This window comes from Helicobacter sp. MIT 03-1616 (assembly GCF_000765685.2).
GTDB classification, from domain to species: Bacteria; Campylobacterota; Campylobacteria; order Campylobacterales; family Helicobacteraceae; genus Helicobacter_C; species Helicobacter_C typhlonius.
In genome coordinates this window covers 31,849-54,136 of sequence record NZ_JROY02000001.1, presented here as the reverse complement: position 1 = coordinate 54,136, position 22,288 = coordinate 31,849, and the positions used below count along the sequence as shown (strand labels likewise).

Genomic DNA, 22,288 nt, shown 5'->3' with positions numbered 1-22,288 from the left:
TGCTCGTTTCAAAGATTTTAAGGTTTCATTTTTTTATAATCCTTTCCTGTGCGAAGTCTCTATTAGGCACAAATCAAAAGATGTGAATCTAGGAACTATTGACTATTTTGGAATCTCATCATATCTAATACATATACCCCCTATATGTATATTTACTATTTTGTGCTAGAATTGCAGAATATAAAATAAGATACAGAGATTCGCAAGGAGCGGCGATGAAGGAAGCCTTGTTTTTTATAGATGATATGACTTGTCAAGCTTGTTCTAGTGGGATTGAACGCGCTTTGGGGCGTAAGAGCTTTTGCGAGAGCATAGAGGTGCATTTGTTGAGTAAAAAGGCGCGTATATCTTATGATGAGAACCAAGCAAACCTAGAGGATATTTTTGCGCTCATAAGGAAAATGGGCTATGAGCCATATTTGGATTTACAGCATAAAGAACAGGATTCTGCACGGAATCCACCTAAAAAAAATCCATTAAGTGCATTAAATGCACTTATAGAATCTTTGGATAATCGCTTTTTGCCACCCAAAAGAAAGCTTATTATTAGTGTTTTTGCGAGTATTTTTACACTTATTTTGTCGTGGGGCGAGATGTTTGGTGTGCTGCATTTATCTTATGAGATAAGCTATTTTGCTATGCTTTTTTTGAGTTTAGTAGTAATGCATATGGGGAGGGTGTTTTATATACGAGGATTCAAAACATTGTTGATGAAAAATCCAAATATGGATTCGCTTATCGCTATTGGCACAACAAGCGCATTCCTATATAGTTTGCAGGGGCTTTTTGGTTTGCATACTCACGCATATTTTGATAGCGTATGTGTGATTATCACGCTTGTGCTTGTGGGAAAAAGTATAGAAAATAATTCCAAAAAAGAGGCACTTGATAGCGCTTCTTTACTTTTAAAGCTCAATCAAAAAAATGTATTACGACTGCGCTTAGATTCTGAATCTGGCATTGACAAAAGTCTGCCTAATGCGCAAAGCGAGAGCATTCTCGCCCAAGATGTGCAAGAGGGCGATATATTAAAGATTTTACCCGGCGATATGGTTGTGATAGATTGTGTTGTGCTGGAGGGTAGCTCACATCTTGATACAAGCGCGATTAATGGCGAGTCTTTGCCAACCTTAGCCAAAAGCGGCGATGAAGTATTTTCTGGTAGCATCAATGTGGATTCTGTGTTGTATGTCCGCGCACAAAAAAATGCAAAGCAATCTACTCTCGCACAGATTCTATTTCTTGTGCAAAACGCACAAGAAAGCAAAGCTCCTATCGCTTCACTTGCTGATAAAATTGCTGCGATTTTTGTGCCGCTGGTAATAAGTCTAGCCCTATGTGCTGGGGCATTTTGGTGGGGAATGCGTGATTTTGAATTTGGTTTAAGCATTTTCATCGCCACGCTCGTTATTTCTTGCCCTTGTGCATTGGGGCTTGCCACACCTATGGCAATTTTACACGCTCAAAGCATCTCAAACAAAATGGGTGTATTTTTCAAAGATGCAAAGAGTTTGCAAAAGCTGGGTGAGATTACGCATATCGCCTTTGATAAGACAGGCACACTTACGCAAGGTTTAAGCATAGAACAAATAGATATATTTGATGAGAATAAAACGAAGCAGGATATTTTTAATATTGCCTTAAGTTTAGAATCGAGTAGCCACCATATCATTGCGGAGGCTTTTAAGACACATCATTTAAGTCAAAATGCCACACTTTTACCCTTAAAAAATGTGCAAAATATCATAGGGAGAGGCATTAGCGCGGAGATAGACAATACTCTATATTTTTTAGGAAATGCCACACTTTTACCTACACATTTGCAAGATTCTATCCACGATGATACTACAAATGATAAAATCGTGTTGTATCTCTTCACAAATGAGAATCTTTTGGCGCGATTTGCCTTGCAAGATTATATCAAAGAAGATGCGATTGCTACTATTTCTAGGTTCAAAGATTGCAATATAGAATCTTCGCTCATAAGCGGAGATAATGCAAATAACACACAAAAAATAGCCGCTAAGCTTGGTATAAGTGATTTTTACGCACAGGTGCTACCAGCTGATAAAATGCGTATTTTGCAAGAAAAAGCACTTAAGTATAAGGTGTTTATGGTGGGCGATGGTATAAATGACGCTCCAGCCCTTGCTAGTGCCTTTGCTTCGGCGGCTTTCACATCTCCGCACGATATTGCTACACAGAGTGCAGATATTATCATCTATAATCACAAGGCGATGAGTATTTATAACGCATACGCGCTTTCAAAGGCGACTATTTTAAACATAAAGCAGAATCTTGGCTTTGCTTTTTGCTATAATGTCGCATTTATTCCTTTGGCAATGGGTGCTTTGGGCGCGTTTGATATATTTTTGCACCCGATGTTTTGTGCATTGGCGATGAGTTTATCAAGCATTAGCGTGGTGTTTAATGCCGCAAGGCTAAAGAAATTTAAGATTCTATAAATATCTATATAAAGGAGCAAAGATGAAGATTGAATTATTGGTAGGTGGAATGCATTGCGGTAAATGCGTGGATAAAATAGAGAAGTTTGTAGGAGAAATAGAGGGGGTAAGTCTTATAGATGTGAATTTGCAGGAAGCAAAAGTAAAAGTAGAGTTTGACACCCCTGCGACACAGGAGGCTATCATCGAAGCAATCCTTGATGCAGGATTTGAAGTTAATGCGAACAATTCTTGATTTTTTTAGGAAGTTTTTTCCATACATTAGAGGGCATTATGCTTCTTTTGCCATAGCTATCGCTTCCGTGCTTGTTGTTGCGCTGTGTAGTGCTGGGATTACATATCTTATTGAGCCATTGCTTGATACACTCTCTGGCAAGATACCTCGCGCTAATCCGCTATTTAGCTTTGAGGAATTAGCGGCAAATAGCAATATGGCTTTGGTTATGGCTTGTTTGCTTGTAGGTGTGTATTTTGGCAAATCTGTGGGGACATATATCCAAACTTATTTTATGAATCTTATTGGGCAGGACATCGTGCGACAAATCCGCGATAGAATGTTAAGGCATATGTTAAGCCTTGAGATGAGCTTTTTTAATCAAATGCGCGGTGGCGAACTAATAGCGCGTATTACAAATGATATTGGTGTTATCCGCTCGGCTGTGTCAAATTACATTACAGAATTTATTAGGGAGAGTGTTACCATTCTAGCTCTTGTGGCAATTACTATTTATCAAAGCCCAAAATATGCTTTCATAGGGCTTATTGTCATTCCTCTCGCACTTATTCCTCTCAATCTTATCATTAAAAAACTCAAAAAATACTCGCGTAGCATACAAGAAAAAAATGCTGACATCACTTCAAAGCTCAATGAAATTTTTAATAATATCGAGGTGATTAAGGCAAGTAATGGCGAGGAGCTCGAGCATAAAAGCTTTTTCGCACAGAATTTGCAGTTTTTTAAAATCAGTATGAAAGCGGTGCGTGTAGGGGAGCTCACGACACCCCTTATGGAGCTTTTGGGTGCGATTATGTTGGCAGTTGTCATTTATATGGCGATATCAGATATTAATAGCGGGGTATTGAGTGCGGCACAATTCTCCTCTTTTGTCGGTGCGCTTTTTTTTATCTATACGCCACTCAAGCGTCTTATCAATCTCTACGCACAAATGCAGTCTGCTATTGTTGCAAGTGATAGAATCTTTGAAATACTCAATCAAAAGCCACAGATTCACGATGGCACATTGCCGCTAGATTCGGCAATTAATGAGATTAAGTTAGAAGATGTGTGTTTCCATTATAATAGCGATACTCACGCACTTAAGGGTGTCAGCGTAAGTTTTCATAAAAATAAAATTACCGCGCTTGTGGGTAAGAGTGGTAGCGGTAAGAGCTCGATTATCAATCTTATTTTGCGGCTTTATGATGCAAATAGTGGTGAGGTTAGCATTAATGGGCGCAATATCAAGGACTACATACAAAAGAGCGTGCGCGACAATATGGCTGTGGTAACGCAAAGAATCTTTATTTTTAATGATAGTATCGCAAATAATGTTGCCTATGGCGGGGGGGTAGATGAAGAAAGGGGGATTGAGGCACTTAAGCTTGCTTATGCGTGGGAGTTTGTAGAGGCAATGCCACAGGGCATACATACGCTTTTAGATGAGTTTGGCACAAATCTAAGTGGCGGACAAAGGCAAAGAATAGCTATTGCTCGTGCGATTTATAAGAATCCCGAAGTGCTTATCTTTGATGAAGCTACTTCTGCCCTTGATACGCAGACTGAGGAGGCAATAAAAGAAAGTATAAGATATTTAAGCAGGGATAAGATTGTCATCATCGTAGCCCACCGCCCAAGCACGATAGAACTTGCGAATGAGGTATTGCATTTGCAAGATGGTAAGGTGATGAATAGAGAGCAGAGGTAGAGTAAAATATGGGTAAAAATCAGCGGAGCTATGAGGTAAAATCAAGCTAGAATCCTGATAGCCTTTAAAGTAGTTTAAAGAGTAAAATATATATTCGCAAAATTGAGTAGAGTTTAATAATAAAAGAGTGTAAAAAATATCAAAAAACAAGTAGCACTTTGGTTTTAAAATATCACGCCTATTCTTGCGCTTCACTTTATTTCACTCACTCAATAGAGTAAAGTGCGATAGTCTATGTGCTAAATAAGCATAAAAGATGAAAGTTTGTGCGGATATTAGCACACAATGGGCGATTTTCATAGCTCTTTTTGAATGGTTAGGCTGAAATTTTGTGTAGATTCTAAAGCGCGTATATTTTTATAGAATCTGTGCGAGATTCTATAAGGATTTAATCCTTATAATATCACAATTATGGTGATTATGGCTCTATTTTGCGGTGCAAAGTGTGGCGAATTGTTCAAATAAAATACGCGCCTCTTTTGGTCCCGGACTTGCTTCCGGGTGATGTTGAACAGAGAAAATAGGCTCATTATTATATTTCACACCCTCAATCGTGCCATCAAATAAATTGCGATGAGTGATAGTAGCAATTTCCTCGATAGATTCCGGCACACAATAGTTGTGATTTTGTGCGGTAATTTCCACTAAGCCACTTTCAAGGTTTTTAATAGGGTGATTGCCCCCGTGATGTCCAAACTTGAGCTTATAGGTGGGGTAGCCGTGTGCGATAGAAAGGAGCTGGTGCCCTAAACAAATGCCAAAAATAGGGATTTTTGCGGATATAAGCTTTTTGATTTGGGCGATTTCATTATGGAGTACCATTGGGTCACCCGGTCCATTTGATAAAAATACACCGCTAATCTCGTCGCTTTCAAAACGCGAGATAATCTCATCGGCATTAAAATGATGAGGCATTACCTCTACTTCTAAGCCTACTGCGCACAATTCATTGAGAATATTACTTTTTGCTCCAAAATCGATTGCCACCACCTTAGCACGAGGCGTGGGCGGAGTGGCAAAAGAAAAATGCGTGAAGTCAAAAATAGAATCTGGGTGCGTGTAAGGGGTTTTGGTAGAGACTTCTTTGATGAAGTCAATTTCGCCTATGGATGGTGTGGATTCTAAAGTGTGTTTGAGCTTTCCTATATCAGCCATCTCTGTGGAGGCAATCATCATCATCGCACCCTGTGTGGTAAGCATTTTGATAAGGGCGCGTGTATCGACATTACAGATTCCCATAATATTGTGTTCTTTTAGGAAAGCGGACAGCTTTTGCTGTGAGCGGAAGTTTGAGACGAAGTCATTATAAGAGGAGCATATTACGCCAGTGCAAGAGGCGCGAGTAGATTCAGAATCTTTGCTATTTGTGCCTACTATACCTATTTCAGGCATACTGAATACGACAAATTGTCCTGCATAGCTTGGGTCAGTGATGATTTCTTGGTAGCCTGTCATCGAGGTATTAAATACTGCCTCCCCTACAAAGCTCCCGCTTGCACCAAAACTCTTTGCCTGTATATATGTGCCATTTGCAAAGTATAAATATACATCACAGAGAGTATCGCTCATAAAATCCCTCTCTTGCGTAATTCTTCCTCATAAAGCTTAGAAAAGAGGGTTTCATACTCTTCTGTGCCATAGATGAGTTTGCGTTTGTATTTTTTGAGTTTTTCACTCACGGCTTCTTCTGCCTTGTCATAGATTTTTGAATACTCATTAATGGCTTTAAAAATGATATTTTTCACAATCGTTTCGGATACTTCAAACCGCAAGGCAGAACGTAATTTATCTAAAATTTGATGAGAGAGGTCGCTACATCGCTCTTCCCACGCAAGATAAAAATTCTGCTCATTCGCAATTTGACGCTTACACATTCTAAAAAGCTCTCGCTCGTCCATATTAAAATCTTCTATCTCATCACTACGAGCCTCGAGAATCTCACGCACTTTTTCATTAATACTCATTTCTCTTTGGATATTTTCTTCCAAACATTCAAGGGCGATTTTTGCGATATTATCAATGGTGGAGTGTAACTCTATATGCGGGGAGTTGCCTAAATCAAGGCTGATTTTATTTGCGATATATGGTGCGTGGTGTATTTTTAACCTCATAAATTTATCCTTGCTTAAAATGACGCATATTGTAACGTGTTTTAAGTAAAAATGCCTTTAAAACAAAATATCTTCGTCAAGATTCACAATGGGTGTTTTGGTAGGAATTGGTGAATTGTCGGTGTAATAAAAATCGCCATAGTCGAGCGTTTTTTGCCTCACACCTTCGGGCACTTTGAATCTACGCGTAATACCAGGGTCAAATGTGAGGACTTTAGAGAAAAAGTAGGCAAATGCAGGGGGAGCGACTATACCGCCAGATTCATTTGGTCCTATGGGTGTATTATCATCACGTCCATACCATACAATTGCTTGTATATCGGGTGTGAATCCACAAAACCACGCATCCACATTGCGATTTGATGTCCCTGTTTTGCCAGCCACCTCTAAACCAACTATACGCGCCCTTGAGCCTGTGCCACGATTGACCACATCGCGTAAAATATCAATCGTCAAAAACGCCTGCGCAGCGGTGGTAATATGACTAGATTCTGTAGGGGAGCTATACACATTCTCACCACTTCTATTAATCGTGGCTTGTATGAGTGTTGGCTTTAAAATTGTGCCATAGTTTGAAAACATAGAATACTGCTTTGCGACTTCGAGGGGAGAGAGCTCAAAGCTACCCAATACGATAGACATATTGTCTGGGATATTCTCAAAGCCATCGTGCTGAAGGGATTGATAGAGGCTATTAAAGCCAATATTTTGATCCACGAGATTGATTGTGGCAAGATTGCTCGAAGTGCGAAGAGCGTCTTTAAGTGTCATAAATCCATTAAATTTTGTCGTGTAGTTTGAGGGACGCCATACTTTGCCTTCACGCTCTTCTGTGGTATCGGCTGCTGCTTCATTCGCGCCTTTTGTGTTGAATTTACGTGGCACATCGGGGACAAAAGTCGCCGGAGAATCGCCCCTATCAAATGCGGTTTGATAGATAAATGGCTTTATAGAGCTGCCAAGTTGTCTTTTGGCTTGAGTGGCACGATTAAATTTATTTTTCACATAATCCACTCCGCCAACTAGTGCTAGAATCTTGCTATTATGTGTATCGGTAACAACTATGGCACCATTTAAGGTATCATTGCTCAAATCGCCATCAAAAGTTTTCGGGTAACGTTCCACGAGTCGTTTGTTAATTTCTGTATAACCATAAATGAGGGCTTCCTGTGCGGCTAATTGATAGTCGAGATCAATGTTGAGCTTGATATGGTACCCGCCGGTTTTGAGATCCTTGATGTGAGATAACTCACGCAGAACTTCATCAACTACATAGGGAGCGATATTTTGCGTCAATGTCTCGTTAAATACATCCGGAGTTTCTTTCAGCGCAGTTTGCTGTTCCTCTTTTGAAATCCATCCAATGTCATAAAGTCTATCAATAATATCGTTTGCTCTTGCCATTGAGAAGTTTTTATTTTTTGTGGGGTCATAGAAGCTAGGGGCTTTAGGTAGTCCTACGAGCATACAAATCTCTTTGAGAGTAAGCTCATTTAGGGATTTGTGAAAATACCCAAATGCCGCAGTCTTAATGCCGTGATAACCGTGCCCAAACGAAATACGATTAAGATAAAGCTCCAGAATCTTCTCTTTGCTCAAATGCCGCTCGATATGGATAGCAAGCATTGCCTCTGTGAGTTTGCGTTTGAGGGTTTTTTCTGGGCTTAATGCAATATTTTTGATAAGCTGTTGTGTGAGTGTGCTGCCACCTTCGACATAGCGCATATTCTTAATATTTTTAAGCATAGCACGTGAGATAGCATCGGGATTGATACCGATATGCTCAAAAAAGAGCGTATCCTCTACTGCCAAAAGAGATTCTATAACGCGTGGTGGGATTTCATCAAAAGTCGCATAGAATCTAAAATTTTCATCGGTAAAGACATTAGCGATGAGCCTGTCTTTTCTATCTACAATCTGTGAGGCAAGGGCGAATTGATAATTTTTGATTTTGCTTATCTCTGTCTCCACTTCGTAAAAAAGATTGACGAGGTAGCCACAGGCACCCGCGCTTACTATGACAAAAATCACAAAAAAACTATATCTTATCCTCTGCCACATAAAATTTTATATCCTACGTCTTTATTATGCCTGTTCTTGGTTCTCTTGTGAGATTGGCGCAGATATATTCTGCAGGAGTTGTGTCTCTAGCTTTTTAATCTCGTGCGCTATTTCATCGTGCTTTTCTATATACATATCAAAGATCGCCTGCATTACGCCATCAGAGCTTTTTTCCATTGCAACGATTTTAGAATCTATAAGCGTTTTGGGGCAAGGCTGTGATTGGTCGGCAAATGTTTGTGCTAAGGAGATTGCTTCAGTATGCACACCAGCGTGGAAAGCATCAAGAATTTTGTAGCCTTGAGTATTAGAGAATGTAGTCTTACCATCGCCTTCAAAATACCACTTACCTAAGCGGCAGTTGCGATGATCTACGCAGTTAAAGCTATTGCTTAAGCCAAATATGTAAGAGTAAAGATTGTTCTTATATACCACGTGGTCAAGCTTTGCCAACACACAGAAGATTCTATTGCTGAGGTTGAATGTGCTATTTTTGGTGATGAGACTACCTATTTTGAGGTTATTCACAATAGAGTGGAGTTTTACCACGCCATCACGCACATTACCAGTAGCCTCATTTGTCTCTTCTGTGCTTGTTTGAATATCATTTGCCTCTTGTTGCATTGATTTTACAACAACTGCTATTTCTTTTGTAGCCTTTTGTGTTTTTTCGGCGAGTTTTCGCACCTCATCAGCGACCACGGCAAAGCCTCGTCCGTGCTCCCCAGCTCTCGCTGCTTCAATAGCTGCATTGAGCGCAAGGAGGTTTGTTTGTTCCGCAATATCATCAATAAGCGAGATTACGCTTGTAATTTCATTGCTTCTTTGTGTGAGTGAATCCACCAAATCAGAAGCGATTTGCATTTTTTCATACAAAACTTCAATTTCTTCTAATGCCTTTTTACTCATATCTAAGCCATCATCAGCTGATTGTGCCGCATTTGTAGAATATTCTGCTACTTCGCCAGATTCTTTAAGAACATTTTGCAACGATTCTTGAGTGCCTGTAATCCCTTCTTTAAGGCTTTTTGTATAGACTTCAAAGAGATTTGTGCCCGTGCTTGTATCGGTGAGAATCTTAAGTGGCAGAATAGAGTAATACACAACATCTTCGAAACGTGAGCTTACCACACTATATTCATCACGATTGCAATGCACGGTTTTGGCTTCTTCATTGAGTTGCTTGACGACACAATCAAGCCCCTTAAAGTCTTGTGCAATATTATTTTTATACACTATCTCACCACCCTTAAGCCCCACGATAGCTTCTGCTTGAGAGAAACCTACGAGCATTTTATAAGCTTCAAGCTCTTTTGTAAGAGACGCTATTTGCGCATCTCTTTCCATTATTTGTTGTTGCGTTGCCTTGCTAGAACCAAACATCTTTAGACTCCTTTTTTTGACTACAAATTAAAGCCACAGCAAACATTATACCATTTTTTTGAAACAAAAAATTCAAATGTGGCTAAATATTCAATGCAAATCCATAAGGATATGTAATCGTATCAAAAAATATGCCCTAACTTCCACATATATAAATTCTATATTTACGGTATATTTTACATAAGATTTTGCACATCTTTATTATGATAAGATTTATTATTTGCATTTTTGCATACATTATTGCTATAATTCCTTACAAAATAAGAATCGTAGCTATCATTTTGTAAGGAGACACAAATGAATATGAATGCTAATCACCGCATAGAAACTTTGGATTCTATACTTGAACGTTTGCGCACTTCCATAAAGAAAAATGGACTTAAAAACTCCAAACAGCGTGAGGAGATTATTTCTGTACTTTATAAGAGTGGCACACACTTAAGCCCAGAGGAGATTACAAATGTCATCAAAACAAAGGATAAAAATGCGAGCATCTCATCGGTGTATAGAATCCTGAGTTTCCTTGAGAAAGAGCATTTCATTACCGCGCTTGAAGCCGATAAGAGTGGCAGACGTTATGAAATCGCAGCAAAAGAACATCACGACCATATCATTTGCCTCACTTGTGGCGATATTGTGGAGTTTGTCGATAGTGATATTGAGCGATTGCAGGTAGAGATAGCAAAGCAGTTTGGCGCGCATCTTGTCAGTCACGATATGCGCCTTTTTGTGAAATGCTCTAAATGTCAGGGATTATAAGATTCTAGAGTTTTAAGAATCTTTGCTTCATTTCGCATCATCTCGTTAGAAACAACACTAAGGCTTTTAAATTCGTGTCTTAGGCTCATATACACTAAAATCACAAAGGAAAGATATGGATTCTTATGAATATGGCGAATTACTCAAGAGTTTGCATATAAAATGCGAGAATATCGCAAAGATTCTGAATCCTGCGGATTTGCAAAAAGAGCTTGAGAGGATTGAAGCCATTCAAAGTGATGAGGCATTTTGGAATGATGCGCAAAAAGCCACAGAGGTGGCGAAGCAAAAGCGCAAGATTGAAAGAATCTTGGGTAGTTTTAATGCAGTGAAACAAGAGCTTGATGATGCACAAGAACTCTATGAAATAGCCACAAGCGAGGTGGATTCTAGCACTTTGGAGCTCCTTTTTGAATCTGCTCCCTCCCTGCAGGAGCATATCCAAAAGAGTGAAATTGATGTTATGCTTAGTGACGAGAGTGATAGCGCGAATGCCATTATCACGATTCAACCCGGAGCGGGTGGGACAGAGTCGCAGGATTGGGCGAGTATGTTGTATCGTATGTATTTACGTTGGAGTGAGCGCAGGGGATTTAAAGTAGAGTTGCTAGACTTGCAAGATGGTGAGGAAGCGGGAATTAAGGGTGTAGCGTTTATCATCAAGGGTGAAAATGCCTATGGCTATGCAAAATGCGAAAATGGTGTGCATAGGCTCGTGAGAATTTCACCCTTTGATGCTAATGCCAAGCGACACACAAGCTTTGTGAGTGTGCAGGTAAGCCCAGAGCTTGATGATGATATACAGATTGAAATTGAGGATAAGGATATACGCATTGATACCTACCGCGCGAGTGGTGCGGGCGGACAGCACGTCAATAAAACAGAATCTGCGATTAGAATCACGCACTTCCCCACAGGCATAGTCGTGCAATGCCAAAATGATAGAAGTCAGCACAAAAATAAAGCCACCGCAATGAAAATGCTTAAATCTAAGCTCTATGAGTTAGAGAGGCAAAAAATGAGTGAGGGGAGCAATAATAGCGAGAAAAGTGAGATTGGCTGGGGACATCAAATTAGAAGCTATGTCCTCGCTCCCTATCAGCAGGTTAAAGATTTGCGCTCCAACTTTGCCACGAGCGATACAAATGGCGTGCTAGATGGGGATATAGACGCGCTTATAGAATCTGTTTTGGTGCATACAAATATTAAAGATAAAGGCGAGTAGGGTGGTTTAGATTCTAAAAATTGCATTTTTAGAATCTTGTTTGGTTGCTTGGTGGATTTACAAGGTAAGGTTTGTCAAATTTTAATCCTACTGCCCGAAAAATAATTTACCTACAGCTATAAATGCCTCTCTTAACTCGTTTTTAAAGGTATAAATAATCGTAGAAATCGTAAGAATTAGCACGACAAATGCAATAGCGATTTTCACAGGAAAGCCGATAGCTAGGAGATTGAACTGCGGATGAGTTTTCATAATCATACCAAAAATAACATCAGAAAATAAAATAATGGCTAAAACAGGAAAAGCCATAGAGAATCCCACCGCAAAGACATTGCCAAAAGCCTTTACAAAATACGCCACGCTTTTTGGTTCAAAGACAAAGCTTCCAAGTGGCGTGGCATTAAGGCTATGCGATATAATAAGAAAAATCGTATGATGAAAATCAAGACTCAAAGCAATCAACAAGCCCAAAATTGCAATGAGTTGCGCAATAATAGGCTTCTGTGTCCCACTCACAGGATCATAAGCACTTGCCATTGTAAGCCCCATAGTGAAGCTAATAAGCTCCCCACCAAAACTAAGCATAGCAAATACGATTTGCAAACAAATAGAGGCGATGAAGCCTAGCATTACCTCAAACAGAGCCGCAATAAGAAACTCAACCATAGTCATATCTGGCAAACTCGCACTTGCTAAAGGAAAAAACGCCACGCTCATAAAAAACACCATTGCCGCACGGACATTAATGCTAATGAGTTGATTATCAAAAAAGGGAAAAAACGCAAACACTCCGCCAAAACGCGCAAGTAAAAGCAAAAAAACCGCGACATTATATGGTTGAGTAATGTAAGCGACAAGCTCCATTCGCTAGTCTTTAAACTCTTGATAGCGTAATTTTGCTTGCTCTAAAACTTCTTGCGCACTTTTTAGACTTTGCATACCTTTTTCATATAGAGCGAGAGATTCTTTAAGTGTAATTTCTTGCGAATTGAGCTTAGTGAGAATAAGCCTTGCTTTTTCGAGTAACTCCTCAATGTCCTCGGGCTCTTTATTTTGTGTAGATTCTGAATCTGTGCTTATATCATCTGTATATTGTAAATCTGCTTGAGAGTTAGGCTCTGCACTTAAAAGTGTAGGTTTTGCTTTACTTTGCTTTTTGCTTGACATTTACAATCCTTAGCCGTGGTAGTTTGGTGCTTCTTTTGTAATATCCACATCATGCACGTGAGATTCTCTAAGTCCCGCAGAGGTAATCTCCACAAACTGCGCCTTTTCCCACAATTCACCCATATCCTTGCTACCCAAATAGCCCATTGATGATTTGAGCCCACCGATGAGTTGATGAACGACATCGCCCACTTTACCACGATATGGCACACGCCCTTCTACACCCTCTGGCACGAGCTTATCCTGTGCTGTGCCTTCTTGGAAATATCTATCCGCACTGCCCCTTGTCATCGCGCCAAGACTCCCCATACCGCGATAGCTCTTGTATTGTCTGCCTTGATAGATAATCAAATCACCCGGTGATTCTTCAGTCCCTGCTAGAAGTGAGCCTATCATTACGCTTGAAGCCCCAACTGCAAGTGCTTTAGCAATATCACCCGAATATTTTATACCTCCATCAGCAATGATTGGCACATTATGCTTTTTTGCCACTTGTGCGCACGAATCAATAGCAGAGATTTGAGGCATACCCACTCCCGCGACAATGCGCGTGGTGCAGATACTGCCCGGACCTATACCGACTTTTATCGCATCAGCCCCTGCATTAATCAAATCCTGTGTGGCTTGTGCTGTTACGACATTGCCTACGATGATGTCAATGGCGAGTTTGGATTTAATCTTTTCTAAAGTTTTAATGGCATTGACAGAATGTCCGTGCGCACAATCAAGCACGAGCACATCAGCCCCAGCTTCTGTTAGTGCCTCTGCTCTCTCAAACTGCTTCACGCCAATAGCTGCCCCCACTTTCAATCGCCCGAAGTTATCCTTGCAGGAGTTAGGATATTCTATACGTTTTTGTATATCTTTAATAGTGATAAGTCCCTTTAGCGTGTAGTTTTCATCGACAATGGGGAGTTTTTCGATTCTATTTTGATGCATAATTTCTTTTGCTTCTTCTAGTGTTGTGCCAACCTTAGCAGTAACAAGTGAATCTTTTGTCATTAGCTCACCCACGAGCTTATTGAGGTTGTGTTCAAAGCGCACATCTCGGTTTGTGAGGATTCCAATGAGTTTGCCATACTCATCAACTACCGGCACACCTGAAATCTTATAATTATCAGTAATTGCTTTCGCATCAGCTAAAGTGCTATCCGCACGGATATAAATAGGATCAACAATCACACCGCTTTCACTTTTTTTCACGCGTTTAATTTGCTCTACCTGCGTGGCAATATCCATATTTTTATGAATAATCCCAATCCCTCCTAATCGCGCCATAGCAATAGCTGTGCGATATTCTGTAACCGTATCCATTGCCGCGCTTATAAGGGGGATATTAAGCGCGATATTTTTGCTTAGCATCGTTTGTGTATTGACCTCTTGGGGGAGGATTTGAGAATACGCAGGGATAAGCAGGACATCTTCAAAAGTGAGAGCTTTTTGTATGATTTTCATTTTTTTCTCCTTATGCGAGTTCTTTTTCTAATCCATAGGCGGCATTAAGGATTGTCTGTTCGGCAAATTTCGCTCCTATAAGCTGCATACCAATACTTAAGCCATTGCTATCTTTATCCACGGGCATACATATAGCAGGGAGTCCGGCAAGATTCACACCAATGGTATAAATATCACTTAAATACATTTCAAGTGGGGAATGGGTCGCGCCAAATTTAGGAGCAACAGAGGGCGCAATAGGGAGCAAAATCACATCGCATTCATTGAAAATCTCCTCATACTCCGCGCAGATTTTTTTCCGCACTTGTTGCGCCTTGAGATAGTAGGCATCATAATATCCACTACTCAAAACAAAGCTTCCAAGTAAAATACGCCTTTTGACTTCCTCACCAAAATACGCACTGCGCGTGTTGTAATACATATCCTTGAGATTTTCACTTTGCGCCCTTGTGCCATAGCGCACACCATCAAAACGCGCAAGATTTGAGCTTGCCTCCGCAGTGCAGATGATGTAATAAGTAGAGATGTGATAGCGCGTATCAAGCATAGATTTTTCAATGATTGTATGCCCCATAGATTCTAAAATCTTAATTGTTTTCTCATAGGCTTCTTGCACCTCTTGTGTTGCGTCTTTTAAAAAGTCTTTTAGCACAGCGATTTTGTATCGTTTGTTACTATCAAGATTCATAAAAGTGCTAAGGGTAGGGAGTTTCACACTTGTAGAATCTCGTTCATCATATCCGCTTATCGCGTCTATCAAAAGTGCGGCGTCCTCGACATTTTGCGTAATCGGTCCTATTTGGTCAAGGCTTGAGCTATATGCCACCAAACCATAGCGACTTACCCTACCATAGCTAGGTTTTAGTCCCACACAGCCACAAAATCCTGCAGGTTGCCGTATTGAGCCACCTGTATCACTCCCTAGCGAGGCAATAGCTATTCCAGCAGCCACCGCCGCCGCACTACCTCCGCTGCTCCCACCGGGCACACGCGAAGTATCAAAGGGATTTTTCACTCTACCATAACAGCTTGATTCGCTTGTGCTACCCATTGCAAATTCGTCCATATTTGCGCGTCCAAAGGCACACATCTTATTTTGATGAATCTTTGTAATTACTTGCGCATCATAAGGAGAGATATAGCCCTTTAGAATCCTACTTGCGCAAGTAATTTCCCAGCCCTTGACATTGATATTATCTTTGATAAGGATTGGCACACCACTTCCGCTCTCTTGCACATTACCGATATAGGCATTTAGCTCGATATTATCCTTTATTTTTTTGATAAGGTCTTGTTTGATTTCTTTGAGTTCGCCCTCGCTTTTAGTAAGCGCATTTTTGAGTGTTATCATTTTATCTCCTTAAAGCCTTGCATTATAGAATCTTCTTGCTTTAAAATAGCTATAAACATTCATATACTTTTTTGATAAATGTGAGTTGTGAAGTTGTATGCAAAAGGAGCATATCTGCTAACACGAGCGAGACCATAGCCTTAGCGACCACACTTCCACGCACCGCCACGCAAGGGTCGTGCCGTCCTTTGATATGACATATTTGCTCCTCATTTTGTGTGTTAAGCGTGTGTTGTGGGATAAAAATGCTTGGCGTTGGCTTGAAATGGACTTTTATCACGAGTGTATTGCCATTGCTTATACCACCCAAAATGCCCCCGCTATGATTGGTTGTGAATCCTTGTGCGCTCATCTCATCATTATGTTCATTGCCATATTGTGTGCTTGAACGCACACCATCACCAATTTCAACAGCCTTGACTGCATTCAATCCCATAAGCGCATCTGCTAATGCACCATCAAGGCGATGATAGAGTGGCTCTCCTAATCCAGCAGGAAGTCTGCACGCGCGGATAAGTGTCACACCACCTATACTATTGTGAGCGTTTTTTGCACTTGCAATAAGTGTCTTTTGCGCTTCCTCGCATTCTTTGTCAAGCGCGAAAATCTCACTCTGTCTCGCGTGTGAAAAATCATACTCTTTTGCCACAATATCGCCAATGGCGCAGATACCACTTTCAACGCTTATCCCACATTCTCTTAAAAGCATTTGCGCGATTGCACCTGCTGCTACTCTTGCTACACTCTCTCGCGCCGAGCTGCGCCCTCCACCGCGATAATCCCTCACACCATATTTTTTAAAATAGGTAAAGTCTGCGTGTCCGGGACGAAAAATATCTTTGATATTCTCATAATCACTACTTTTTGTCGCTGTGTTTGCCACCCATAGTCCAATAGGTGTGCCAGTGCTTGCTCCCTCAAATACACCACTTAGAATCTCTACTTTGTCAGGTTCCTTACGCGCTGTGGCATAGATATTTTTTCCGGGTGCACGCTCACGCATAGCAGATTCTAAAAATGCTTCATCAATGGCTAACCCAGCAGGAACTCCATCAATCACACAGCCTATGCCTTTGCCGTGAGATTCTCCAAAAGTGCTTACACGAAATGCCACGCCAAAGGTATTCATTCTCTACTCCTTGCTTTAAAATGTTGGTTTTGGGGTAGATTTGTGAGGTTTTGCGCTTTTTTAGGATTTTTGGAAGCCACCTTTTGCGCCGACTTGTTTTGTGTTTCTGCGCCTTTTATAGATTTAGAATCTTTGTCTTTGTGCTTTAGTTTCTCGTATGCTATCTGCGCACTTTGTTGTTGTGCTTCTTTTTTAGAATGTGCCTTGGCTCGTGCATATTCCACGCCCTGCACGATGAGGGCGATTTCAAATATTTTATTATGGCTAGGTCCGCTCTCACTCACTAACTCATAGGTTGGAATCTCCTCATAAATTGCCTGTGTAAGCTCCTGCAAGGCAGTTTTATAGTCCATAAATAAAGATGCCAAATCGATTTTTGCATAATTGCGTTCGAGCAAATCATTCACAATCTCACTTAAGTATGTGAGGCGCGTCTCCATATAAATTGCGCCAATAAGGGCTTCAAAGGCATTTGAGAGGATAGAGGCTTTCTCGCGCCCTTTGTTGCTCTCCTCACTCCCTGAAATATGCAGAAAATCCCCAAGATTGAGTGAATTAGCGAGTTTCATAAAGCCTTTTTCATTGACGATACACGCACGAAGTTTGCTTAATTCCCCTTCTTTAGCATTTGGAAATTTTTTAAACAAATATTCCCCCACAAGTAAGTCAAGCACCGCATCGCCCAAAAACTCTAAACGCTCGTTGTTATAGGGTTTTTTACAACTCTTGTGTGTAAGGGCTTCAAGTAAAAGCTTAGGATTGCGAAAGGAATAGCCAATTTTTTCCTCCAGTAAATGTGGAGATTTTGGCAAAATATTAAGCATTATTCTCTCCTTTGGATAAAAACTCTCTTGCAGATTCTCTTGCCAAGCTATCACATAGCTCATTGTCAGCTATTCCTGCGTGTCCTTTTACCCAGTGGGCTATGACCTTGTGCGGGGCGGATACTTGCAAATAGCTCTGCCACAAGTCGGGATTTTTGACATCTTTAAACGCATTTGCTTGCCATTTTTTGAGCCATTCATTGATACCATTGCATACATAGGAGGAGTCGCTGTAAAGATTTACTATGCAAGGTTCTTTGAGTGCTTTTAAGGATTCTACCACGGCTAAAAGTTCCATACGATTGTTTGTCGTGTGAGGTTCGCCACCTCTTAGAATCTTCTGCTTCTCCCTAAAGCGCAAGATGCCACACCAGCCGCCAGCACCGGGATTCCCAAGCGAGCTACCATCACAATAAAGGGTAACTTGCTTCATTATCAACCTTCCGTATTTTCAGTAGCACATCATTATTGAGTAATTCCCCACAGTGAGAGCATCGAGCGTTTTCAAAAGGGAAAATCTGCTTACAACTATGGCAACGATATTCAAAGTCCAAATCTACTTGTATATGTGAGTGTTGCTTTAAGATTCTCATATTTTCTAGCTCAAAAATATCACAGCTTTGATCGTCCATTACCAATCCCTTTGCACGATATATATCAAGGATAGCTTTATCTTTTATTTGTTGCAGTGGCACATTTTTATCATCAAAAAGCCATAACATATCAATCATATGTTCTTTATGTGCACACTTTGTTATCTCTTCCCAAAACAGCTTGGGATTTGTATCTTTAAAAAATGCAAAAATGATTTTTTCAAGCCTTGGCTCTTTGTTCTTTATTTCGTTAAGTTTGGCGATTTTATCCGCAATTGGTAGCTCAATACTATTGATGATGAGTAGCGTCTGTAAATACGCCTTGTTAAGCTCCAAACCATATATAAATCGTTCGTTTTGATTTGGTGGCATATTTTCATAAATTTCCTCGATACACATCAGTGTGTCAATGGCATTTGTGTATTCGTGCAGATGTTCGTAGATTTTGAGTAAAAAAATGAGTACTTGTGGATTTCGGGGATAATTTTTGAGAATCTCCAAAAATACATCTTTTGCCCTTTGTAAAAATCCCGCACGATAATATGCGCTACCAAGATTTTGTAAAATCTCAATCTTTATCCTTGCTTTCGTGTTATCGGCGGAATGCCCTAGATTCTCTAAAATACCCAGATATATCTTAATTGCCTCTTGTGTATTGCCGCTTTGCATATAGGCATTTGCAATAAATTGCAGAGTGGGAATGGGATTTTGCGAGAGGGCGAGAAATTCCTCTACGCCATCTTTAAGCCCCATAAAATCATATGATTTTGTAAGGTTGCGTAGGGAAATGTCTTTTTGCCTCTCTTTGTAGCGATTACGAAAATAGTCAATTAATGCTACAAGTGCAATGATTCCTACAATGATAATAATGCCAACAAGTGGGTCTTTGTAAGAAAACATTGCTATTCTCTTAAGGTAACGATATTTGCACTTGAGCGGATTTTGTTAAAATGCTCGGCAATGATACTCTGCTCTTTGTGTGCCATAATTTTTTGATTGATAATTGGTTTAGCCTCCTCAAAATCAAGCAGACTTTCGCCTAAACGCTCCTTAATTAAAAAGCACACAAATCCATTTCCACCGGTGGCAAGCACAGGTGTGAATTCATTATTTGGCGTGCTAAGAAAAACCTGTGCAATTTGCGGGCTAAGCGAGGAAAGCGTGATTGTTTCATTAAATTTTTGCACACCTTTGATATTTTTATTAGGTGCAGCTATGGCTTTTTGCAGCTCATCATCACTTTGTGCGAGATAGCGCACCACACGCACAGAAGATGGAACCATAAACTCCTTTTTATTGCGTGTGTAGTAGCTGAGCAGTTCCTCTTCGCTTGAAATATTAACGTTTGAGGCTAGAATTCTTTGCATAAGATCCCTTGTCTGAATCTGCTTTTTTATTTGTGCGCGGTATTCTTGCAAACTCATATCTTTTGTTACTTTTGCCAGAAGCTGCTCTTTGCTAAGATTCATATTTGCAGCAATATGCGCAATCTCCTCATCAACCTTAAAATCATCGACACTAATCTTAAATCGTTCAATTTCATCATCTCGTAGTCGCTCGTTGATAAGTATATCAATTGCCTCTTGTTTTGAGATTCTAAGTTCTTTTTGCGTTTTTTCTATCTCATAGAGTGTGATAGCATATCCATTAACGCGCAGTGCAACCCCAGCTACCACCTCTGCATACAAGCCAACCCCCGCGCATATTAATAATACATAAACGATAGCTTTCATTTGTATCCTTTGCAAAAGCATATTTTATCATATGTAAAGCAATAAGCAACAAAGAGGATTCTATAAATCTGTAATCTCTCATTCAATTATAATATAATATCGCTTTTGCAATTATTGTGGAAATGATAAAGTAATATTTGGAGGCGATATTGATTAAGAGTATATTGAGCAAAAGGGCGCAACTTCAGCAAGAGAGATTTTATAAAAATAGGCTTATTGTGCCAAATGAGAATTATGAAGTGTTAGGGGAAGAGGAAACAGATTTTATGTATGGAAGAATTGGATTTTGTGTGATGCCACATTGGAACATTTTAAAGATTGTGCGTAAATTGCCCCATATTATTTATATTGCGGATTTTGATAAAGTCAATCATAAAGCCTTTCAAGAAAAAATGCCACAAATTTTTGCGAAAGTTTTAGATAAATATGCTCTTACAAATTTAAAATCCTATGCTCAAAAAGAGGAGCAAAAAGCAGCAGATGAGGTTATTGTGCTTGATTGGCAACACTCTTGCTATGCTTATTATCCTAAAAAGCCTAGCGGAGAGTGTTTTCCATATTATGATGAGGCAGAAGAGTATTATGTAGGTAACCCATACTATGAGGCAAATGAAGATGTGAATTATTACTTTCCTACATTCTATCCAGATGGCGACCACTATGCTTTTTTCAAATATGATACAAGGAGTAAGCAAGCTGCCTTTGGTATGGTGGGCATATTTGATTTTGAAAGTAAGGGTAAAAAGACTACAATTACAATTTTTGGAGAACATTTTATAAAACAAATGCGTCATTATGATGAAAAACTCTTTGGCTTTGAAATTGTAGAAATGGTAGGTATCATTCACACAAAACTATAACAGGAGCATATAAAAGATTCTATGAGACAAAAGGTATAAAATATGAAAACAACTAATACAGCAAGTAAAACAATTTTAGTTTTAGCTCTTAGCTCTTTTTGTATGGGCGTTACAGAGTTTATTATCGCAGGTGTTTTACAAGATGTAAAGGCATATTTTGGCGTAGATTCTAATCAGGCGGGATTGCTGACGACTTTGTATGCGGTAGGCGTAGTTGTTGGTGCGCCGCTTTTAAGTATTCCTTTAAGCGGATTTAATCGTAAATTGCAACTTTTACTCAATCTTGGCGTGTTTGCTTTGGCAAATTTTGTGATTTATGTGAGCGATAATTTTATACTCAGTGTGATTGCACGATTTGTTGCAGGCACACAACACGGAGTGTTTTTTGTTATTGCTACACTTACGGCTATTCAAGTTTCTTCTAAGGAAAAAGAATCTCGTAATCTTGCATTAATGGTATCAGGCTTGACGATTGCACTTGTAAGTGGCGTTCCTTTGGGGACATTTATTGGGCAGATTTTTGGCTTTAAATCTATTTTCTTGCTTATTTGCCTTTGCACACTTATTGCTTTTATCAGCGCAATTGCTTTTATGCCAAGCCATTTGCAAGGCTGCAAAACGCATATAAACGCACTTTTTAAGGCTTTTTTACATATTCCATTACTTAAAGCCTATGCAATTACGATATGCACTTGTGGTGGGGCATTTGTACTTTATACTTATGTAACAGATTTACTCACACAAAAAAGCCATTTTGAAGAGAGTAGCATTGTTTATATTTTGTTGCTCTATGGCATATTTGCAATTTTAGGGAATCTTTTTGGCGGTAGGCTTGCAGACAATAAAGGCTCAAGACGCGCTTTACAAATCGTGCTCTTTTTACAAATTATTTTTTACGCTCTTGTGAGTGTGAGCGCCCATTCACAAGTGTTTGTTGTGATTAATTTAGCGATTATGGGTTTTTTATCTTTTGCCTCAATCCCAGCGCTCAAAGTCAATGCGATGAATATGGCGCGCAAATACACACCTGATTCTATGGATAGCTCGGTGAGTGTGAATGAAGCAGCCTTTAATGTAGGTATCGCATTGGCAAATCAAATTGGTGGCTTAGTCGTTGTTGCACCATTTTTAGGCGTGGGGTTTAATCCTCTTTTTGCTTCGCTTTTTGCACTTCCTGCATTTATTTTAGCGCTAAAGAAATAGATATAGGCTTTGGTTTAAGCTTTAGGTTTTTTTGTTGCATAAAA

19 protein-coding genes and 2 pseudogenes are annotated in these 22,288 nt (G+C 39.8%); 7 read left to right on the top strand and 14 right to left on the bottom strand.

Annotated features, from left to right (window positions below):
* Window positions 1-215 precede the first annotated feature (215 nt).
* The 3 genes from LS67_RS00255 to LS67_RS00245 are packed head-to-tail and all read left to right on the top strand — an operon-like array spanning window position 216 to window position 4,390.
* Window positions 216-2,465 (top strand): heavy metal translocating P-type ATPase, encoded by a 2,250-nt coding sequence (locus LS67_RS00255; protein ID WP_034327139.1) that lies wholly within the window; start codon window positions 216-218, stop codon window positions 2,463-2,465.
* 22 nt (window positions 2,466-2,487) lie between these two features.
* Window positions 2,488-2,700, top strand: coding sequence for a copper ion binding protein (locus LS67_RS00250; RefSeq protein ID WP_034327140.1), 213 nt, complete (start codon window positions 2,488-2,490; stop codon window positions 2,698-2,700).
* Window positions 2,684-4,390, top strand: coding sequence for an ABC transporter ATP-binding protein (locus tag LS67_RS00245; protein ID WP_138109503.1), 1,707 nt, complete (start codon window positions 2,684-2,686; stop codon window positions 4,388-4,390). Before LS67_RS00250 ends, LS67_RS00245 begins: the two co-directional genes overlap by 17 nt.
* Window positions 4,391-4,816: 426 nt before the next feature.
* Here the strand turns inward: LS67_RS00245 and carA are convergent, their stop codons facing one another.
* From carA to LS67_RS10225, 5 genes and pseudogenes are all read right to left on the bottom strand, one after another.
* Entirely contained in the window at window positions 4,817-5,959 is a 1,143-nt protein-coding gene (gene carA / locus LS67_RS00240) for a glutamine-hydrolyzing carbamoyl-phosphate synthase small subunit (protein WP_034327141.1), read from the bottom strand.
* Entirely contained in the window at window positions 5,956-6,501 is a 546-nt protein-coding gene (locus LS67_RS00235; RefSeq protein WP_034327142.1) for a DUF507 family protein, read from the bottom strand. The genes carA and LS67_RS00235 overlap by 4 nt, the downstream gene beginning before the upstream one ends.
* A 57-nt stretch (window positions 6,502-6,558) precedes the next feature.
* The gene (locus LS67_RS00230) at window positions 6,559-8,562 is read right to left on the bottom strand and encodes a transglycosylase domain-containing protein (RefSeq protein WP_034327143.1); all 2,004 of its coding nucleotides are present in this window, start codon (window positions 8,560-8,562) and stop codon (window positions 6,559-6,561) included.
* A gap of 24 nt (window positions 8,563-8,586) precedes the next feature.
* Window positions 8,587-8,997 carry a CZB domain-containing protein gene (locus LS67_RS10230; protein ID WP_236096318.1) on the bottom strand — a complete coding sequence of 137 codons (411 nt, stop codon included), beginning with the start codon at window positions 8,995-8,997 and terminating at the stop codon, window positions 8,587-8,589.
* A gap of 141 nt (window positions 8,998-9,138) precedes the next feature.
* Window positions 9,139-9,426, bottom strand: a pseudogene (locus LS67_RS10225) (methyl-accepting chemotaxis protein); the annotation flags it as partial.
* Window positions 9,427-10,248: 822 nt separating this feature from the next.
* Between LS67_RS10225 and fur the strand changes: the two are divergent.
* Both fur and prfB read left to right on the top strand, forming a co-directional pair.
* On the top strand, window positions 10,249-10,704 hold the full coding sequence (gene fur, locus LS67_RS00220; RefSeq protein ID WP_034327154.1) for a ferric iron uptake transcriptional regulator: 456 nt from the start codon (window positions 10,249-10,251) through the stop codon (window positions 10,702-10,704).
* A gap of 115 nt (window positions 10,705-10,819) precedes the next feature.
* Window positions 10,820-11,929, top strand: a complete 1,110-nt coding sequence (gene prfB / locus LS67_RS00215) for a peptide chain release factor 2 (RefSeq protein ID WP_034327144.1) — start codon at window positions 10,820-10,822, stop codon at window positions 11,927-11,929.
* Window positions 11,930-12,016: 87 nt separating this feature from the next.
* Here the strand turns inward: prfB and fliR are convergent, their stop codons facing one another.
* The 9 genes and pseudogenes from fliR to LS67_RS00170 all read right to left on the bottom strand — a co-directional run bounded on the left by fliR (window position 12,017) and on the right by LS67_RS00170 (window position 20,181).
* Window positions 12,017-12,793, bottom strand: a complete 777-nt coding sequence (gene fliR, locus LS67_RS00210; RefSeq protein ID WP_034343364.1) for a flagellar biosynthetic protein FliR — start codon at window positions 12,791-12,793, stop codon at window positions 12,017-12,019.
* Between the two features lie 3 nt (window positions 12,794-12,796).
* Entirely contained in the window at window positions 12,797-13,096 is a 300-nt protein-coding gene (xseB, locus tag LS67_RS00205) for an exodeoxyribonuclease VII small subunit (RefSeq protein ID WP_081951483.1), read from the bottom strand.
* Window positions 13,097-13,105: 9 nt separating this feature from the next.
* A complete protein-coding gene (gene guaB, locus LS67_RS00200; RefSeq protein ID WP_034327474.1) occupies window positions 13,106-14,551 on the bottom strand; it encodes an IMP dehydrogenase in 1,446 nt (481 codons plus the stop codon).
* A gap of 10 nt (window positions 14,552-14,561) precedes the next feature.
* Window positions 14,562-15,902: an Asp-tRNA(Asn)/Glu-tRNA(Gln) amidotransferase subunit GatA gene (gene gatA / locus LS67_RS00195; protein WP_034327476.1), complete on the bottom strand. Its 1,341-nt coding sequence runs from the start codon at window positions 15,900-15,902 to the stop codon at window positions 14,562-14,564.
* Between the two features lie 49 nt (window positions 15,903-15,951).
* Window positions 15,952-17,031, bottom strand: a complete 1,080-nt coding sequence (aroC, locus tag LS67_RS00190; protein ID WP_034327478.1) for a chorismate synthase — start codon at window positions 17,029-17,031, stop codon at window positions 15,952-15,954.
* Between the two features lie 137 nt (window positions 17,032-17,168).
* Window positions 17,169-17,855: pseudogene (gene rnc, locus LS67_RS00185) on the bottom strand (ribonuclease III); the annotation flags it as partial.
* Window positions 17,848-18,288 (bottom strand): ribonuclease HI, encoded by a 441-nt coding sequence (rnhA, locus tag LS67_RS00180; protein ID WP_034327480.1) that lies wholly within the window; start codon window positions 18,286-18,288, stop codon window positions 17,848-17,850. The gene rnhA and the pseudogene rnc, both read right to left, overlap by 8 nt.
* Window positions 18,263-19,348 carry a hypothetical protein gene (locus tag LS67_RS00175; protein WP_034327483.1) on the bottom strand — a complete coding sequence of 362 codons (1,086 nt, stop codon included), beginning with the start codon at window positions 19,346-19,348 and terminating at the stop codon, window positions 18,263-18,265. The genes rnhA and LS67_RS00175 overlap by 26 nt, the downstream gene beginning before the upstream one ends.
* Window positions 19,349-19,350: 2 nt before the next feature.
* Window positions 19,351-20,181 carry a peptidylprolyl isomerase gene (locus tag LS67_RS00170; protein ID WP_034327485.1) on the bottom strand — a complete coding sequence of 277 codons (831 nt, stop codon included), beginning with the start codon at window positions 20,179-20,181 and terminating at the stop codon, window positions 19,351-19,353.
* Window positions 20,182-20,330: 149 nt separating this feature from the next.
* Here LS67_RS00170 and LS67_RS00165 point away from each other — a divergent pair, with 149 nt between their 5' ends.
* Together LS67_RS00165 and LS67_RS00160 are read left to right on the top strand one after the other, a co-directional pair.
* On the top strand, window positions 20,331-21,041 hold the full coding sequence (locus LS67_RS00165) for a DUF2716 domain-containing protein (protein ID WP_034327487.1): 711 nt from the start codon (window positions 20,331-20,333) through the stop codon (window positions 21,039-21,041).
* A 42-nt stretch (window positions 21,042-21,083) separates the two neighbouring features.
* Window positions 21,084-22,244: an MFS transporter gene (locus tag LS67_RS00160; protein ID WP_034327489.1), complete on the top strand. Its 1,161-nt coding sequence runs from the start codon at window positions 21,084-21,086 to the stop codon at window positions 22,242-22,244.
* Window positions 22,245-22,288 lie beyond the last annotated feature (44 nt).

Excerpts from the sequence above, each read along its gene's own strand:
- LS67_RS00255 (WP_034327139.1), top strand. The coding sequence starts at position 216 with ATGAAGGAAGCCTTGTTTTTTATAGATGATATGACTTGTCAAGCTTGT.
- LS67_RS00250 (WP_034327140.1), top strand. The coding sequence starts at position 2,488 with ATGAAGATTGAATTATTGGTAGGTGGAATGCATTGCGGTAAATGCGTG.
- LS67_RS00245 (WP_138109503.1), top strand. The coding sequence starts at position 2,684 with ATGCGAACAATTCTTGATTTTTTTAGGAAGTTTTTTCCATACATTAGA.
- carA (WP_034327141.1), bottom strand. The coding sequence starts at position 5,959 with ATGAGCGATACTCTCTGTGATGTATATTTATACTTTGCAAATGGCACA.
- LS67_RS00235 (WP_034327142.1), bottom strand. The coding sequence starts at position 6,501 with ATGAGGTTAAAAATACACCACGCACCATATATCGCAAATAAAATCAGC.
- LS67_RS00230 (WP_034327143.1), bottom strand. The coding sequence starts at position 8,562 with ATGTGGCAGAGGATAAGATATAGTTTTTTTGTGATTTTTGTCATAGTA.
- fur (WP_034327154.1), top strand. The coding sequence starts at position 10,249 with ATGAATGCTAATCACCGCATAGAAACTTTGGATTCTATACTTGAACGT.
- prfB (WP_034327144.1), top strand. The coding sequence starts at position 10,820 with ATGGATTCTTATGAATATGGCGAATTACTCAAGAGTTTGCATATAAAA.
- fliR (WP_034343364.1), bottom strand. The coding sequence starts at position 12,793 with ATGGAGCTTGTCGCTTACATTACTCAACCATATAATGTCGCGGTTTTT.
- xseB (WP_081951483.1), bottom strand. The coding sequence starts at position 13,096 with ATGTCAAGCAAAAAGCAAAGTAAAGCAAAACCTACACTTTTAAGTGCA.
- guaB (WP_034327474.1), bottom strand. The coding sequence starts at position 14,551 with ATGAAAATCATACAAAAAGCTCTCACTTTTGAAGATGTCCTGCTTATC.
- gatA (WP_034327476.1), bottom strand. The coding sequence starts at position 15,902 with ATGATAACACTCAAAAATGCGCTTACTAAAAGCGAGGGCGAACTCAAA.
- aroC (WP_034327478.1), bottom strand. The coding sequence starts at position 17,031 with ATGAATACCTTTGGCGTGGCATTTCGTGTAAGCACTTTTGGAGAATCT.
- rnhA (WP_034327480.1), bottom strand. The coding sequence starts at position 18,288 with ATGAAGCAAGTTACCCTTTATTGTGATGGTAGCTCGCTTGGGAATCCC.
- LS67_RS00175 (WP_034327483.1), bottom strand. The coding sequence starts at position 19,348 with ATGTTTTCTTACAAAGACCCACTTGTTGGCATTATTATCATTGTAGGA.
- LS67_RS00170 (WP_034327485.1), bottom strand. The coding sequence starts at position 20,181 with ATGAAAGCTATCGTTTATGTATTATTAATATGCGCGGGGGTTGGCTTG.
- LS67_RS00160 (WP_034327489.1), top strand. The coding sequence starts at position 21,084 with ATGAAAACAACTAATACAGCAAGTAAAACAATTTTAGTTTTAGCTCTT.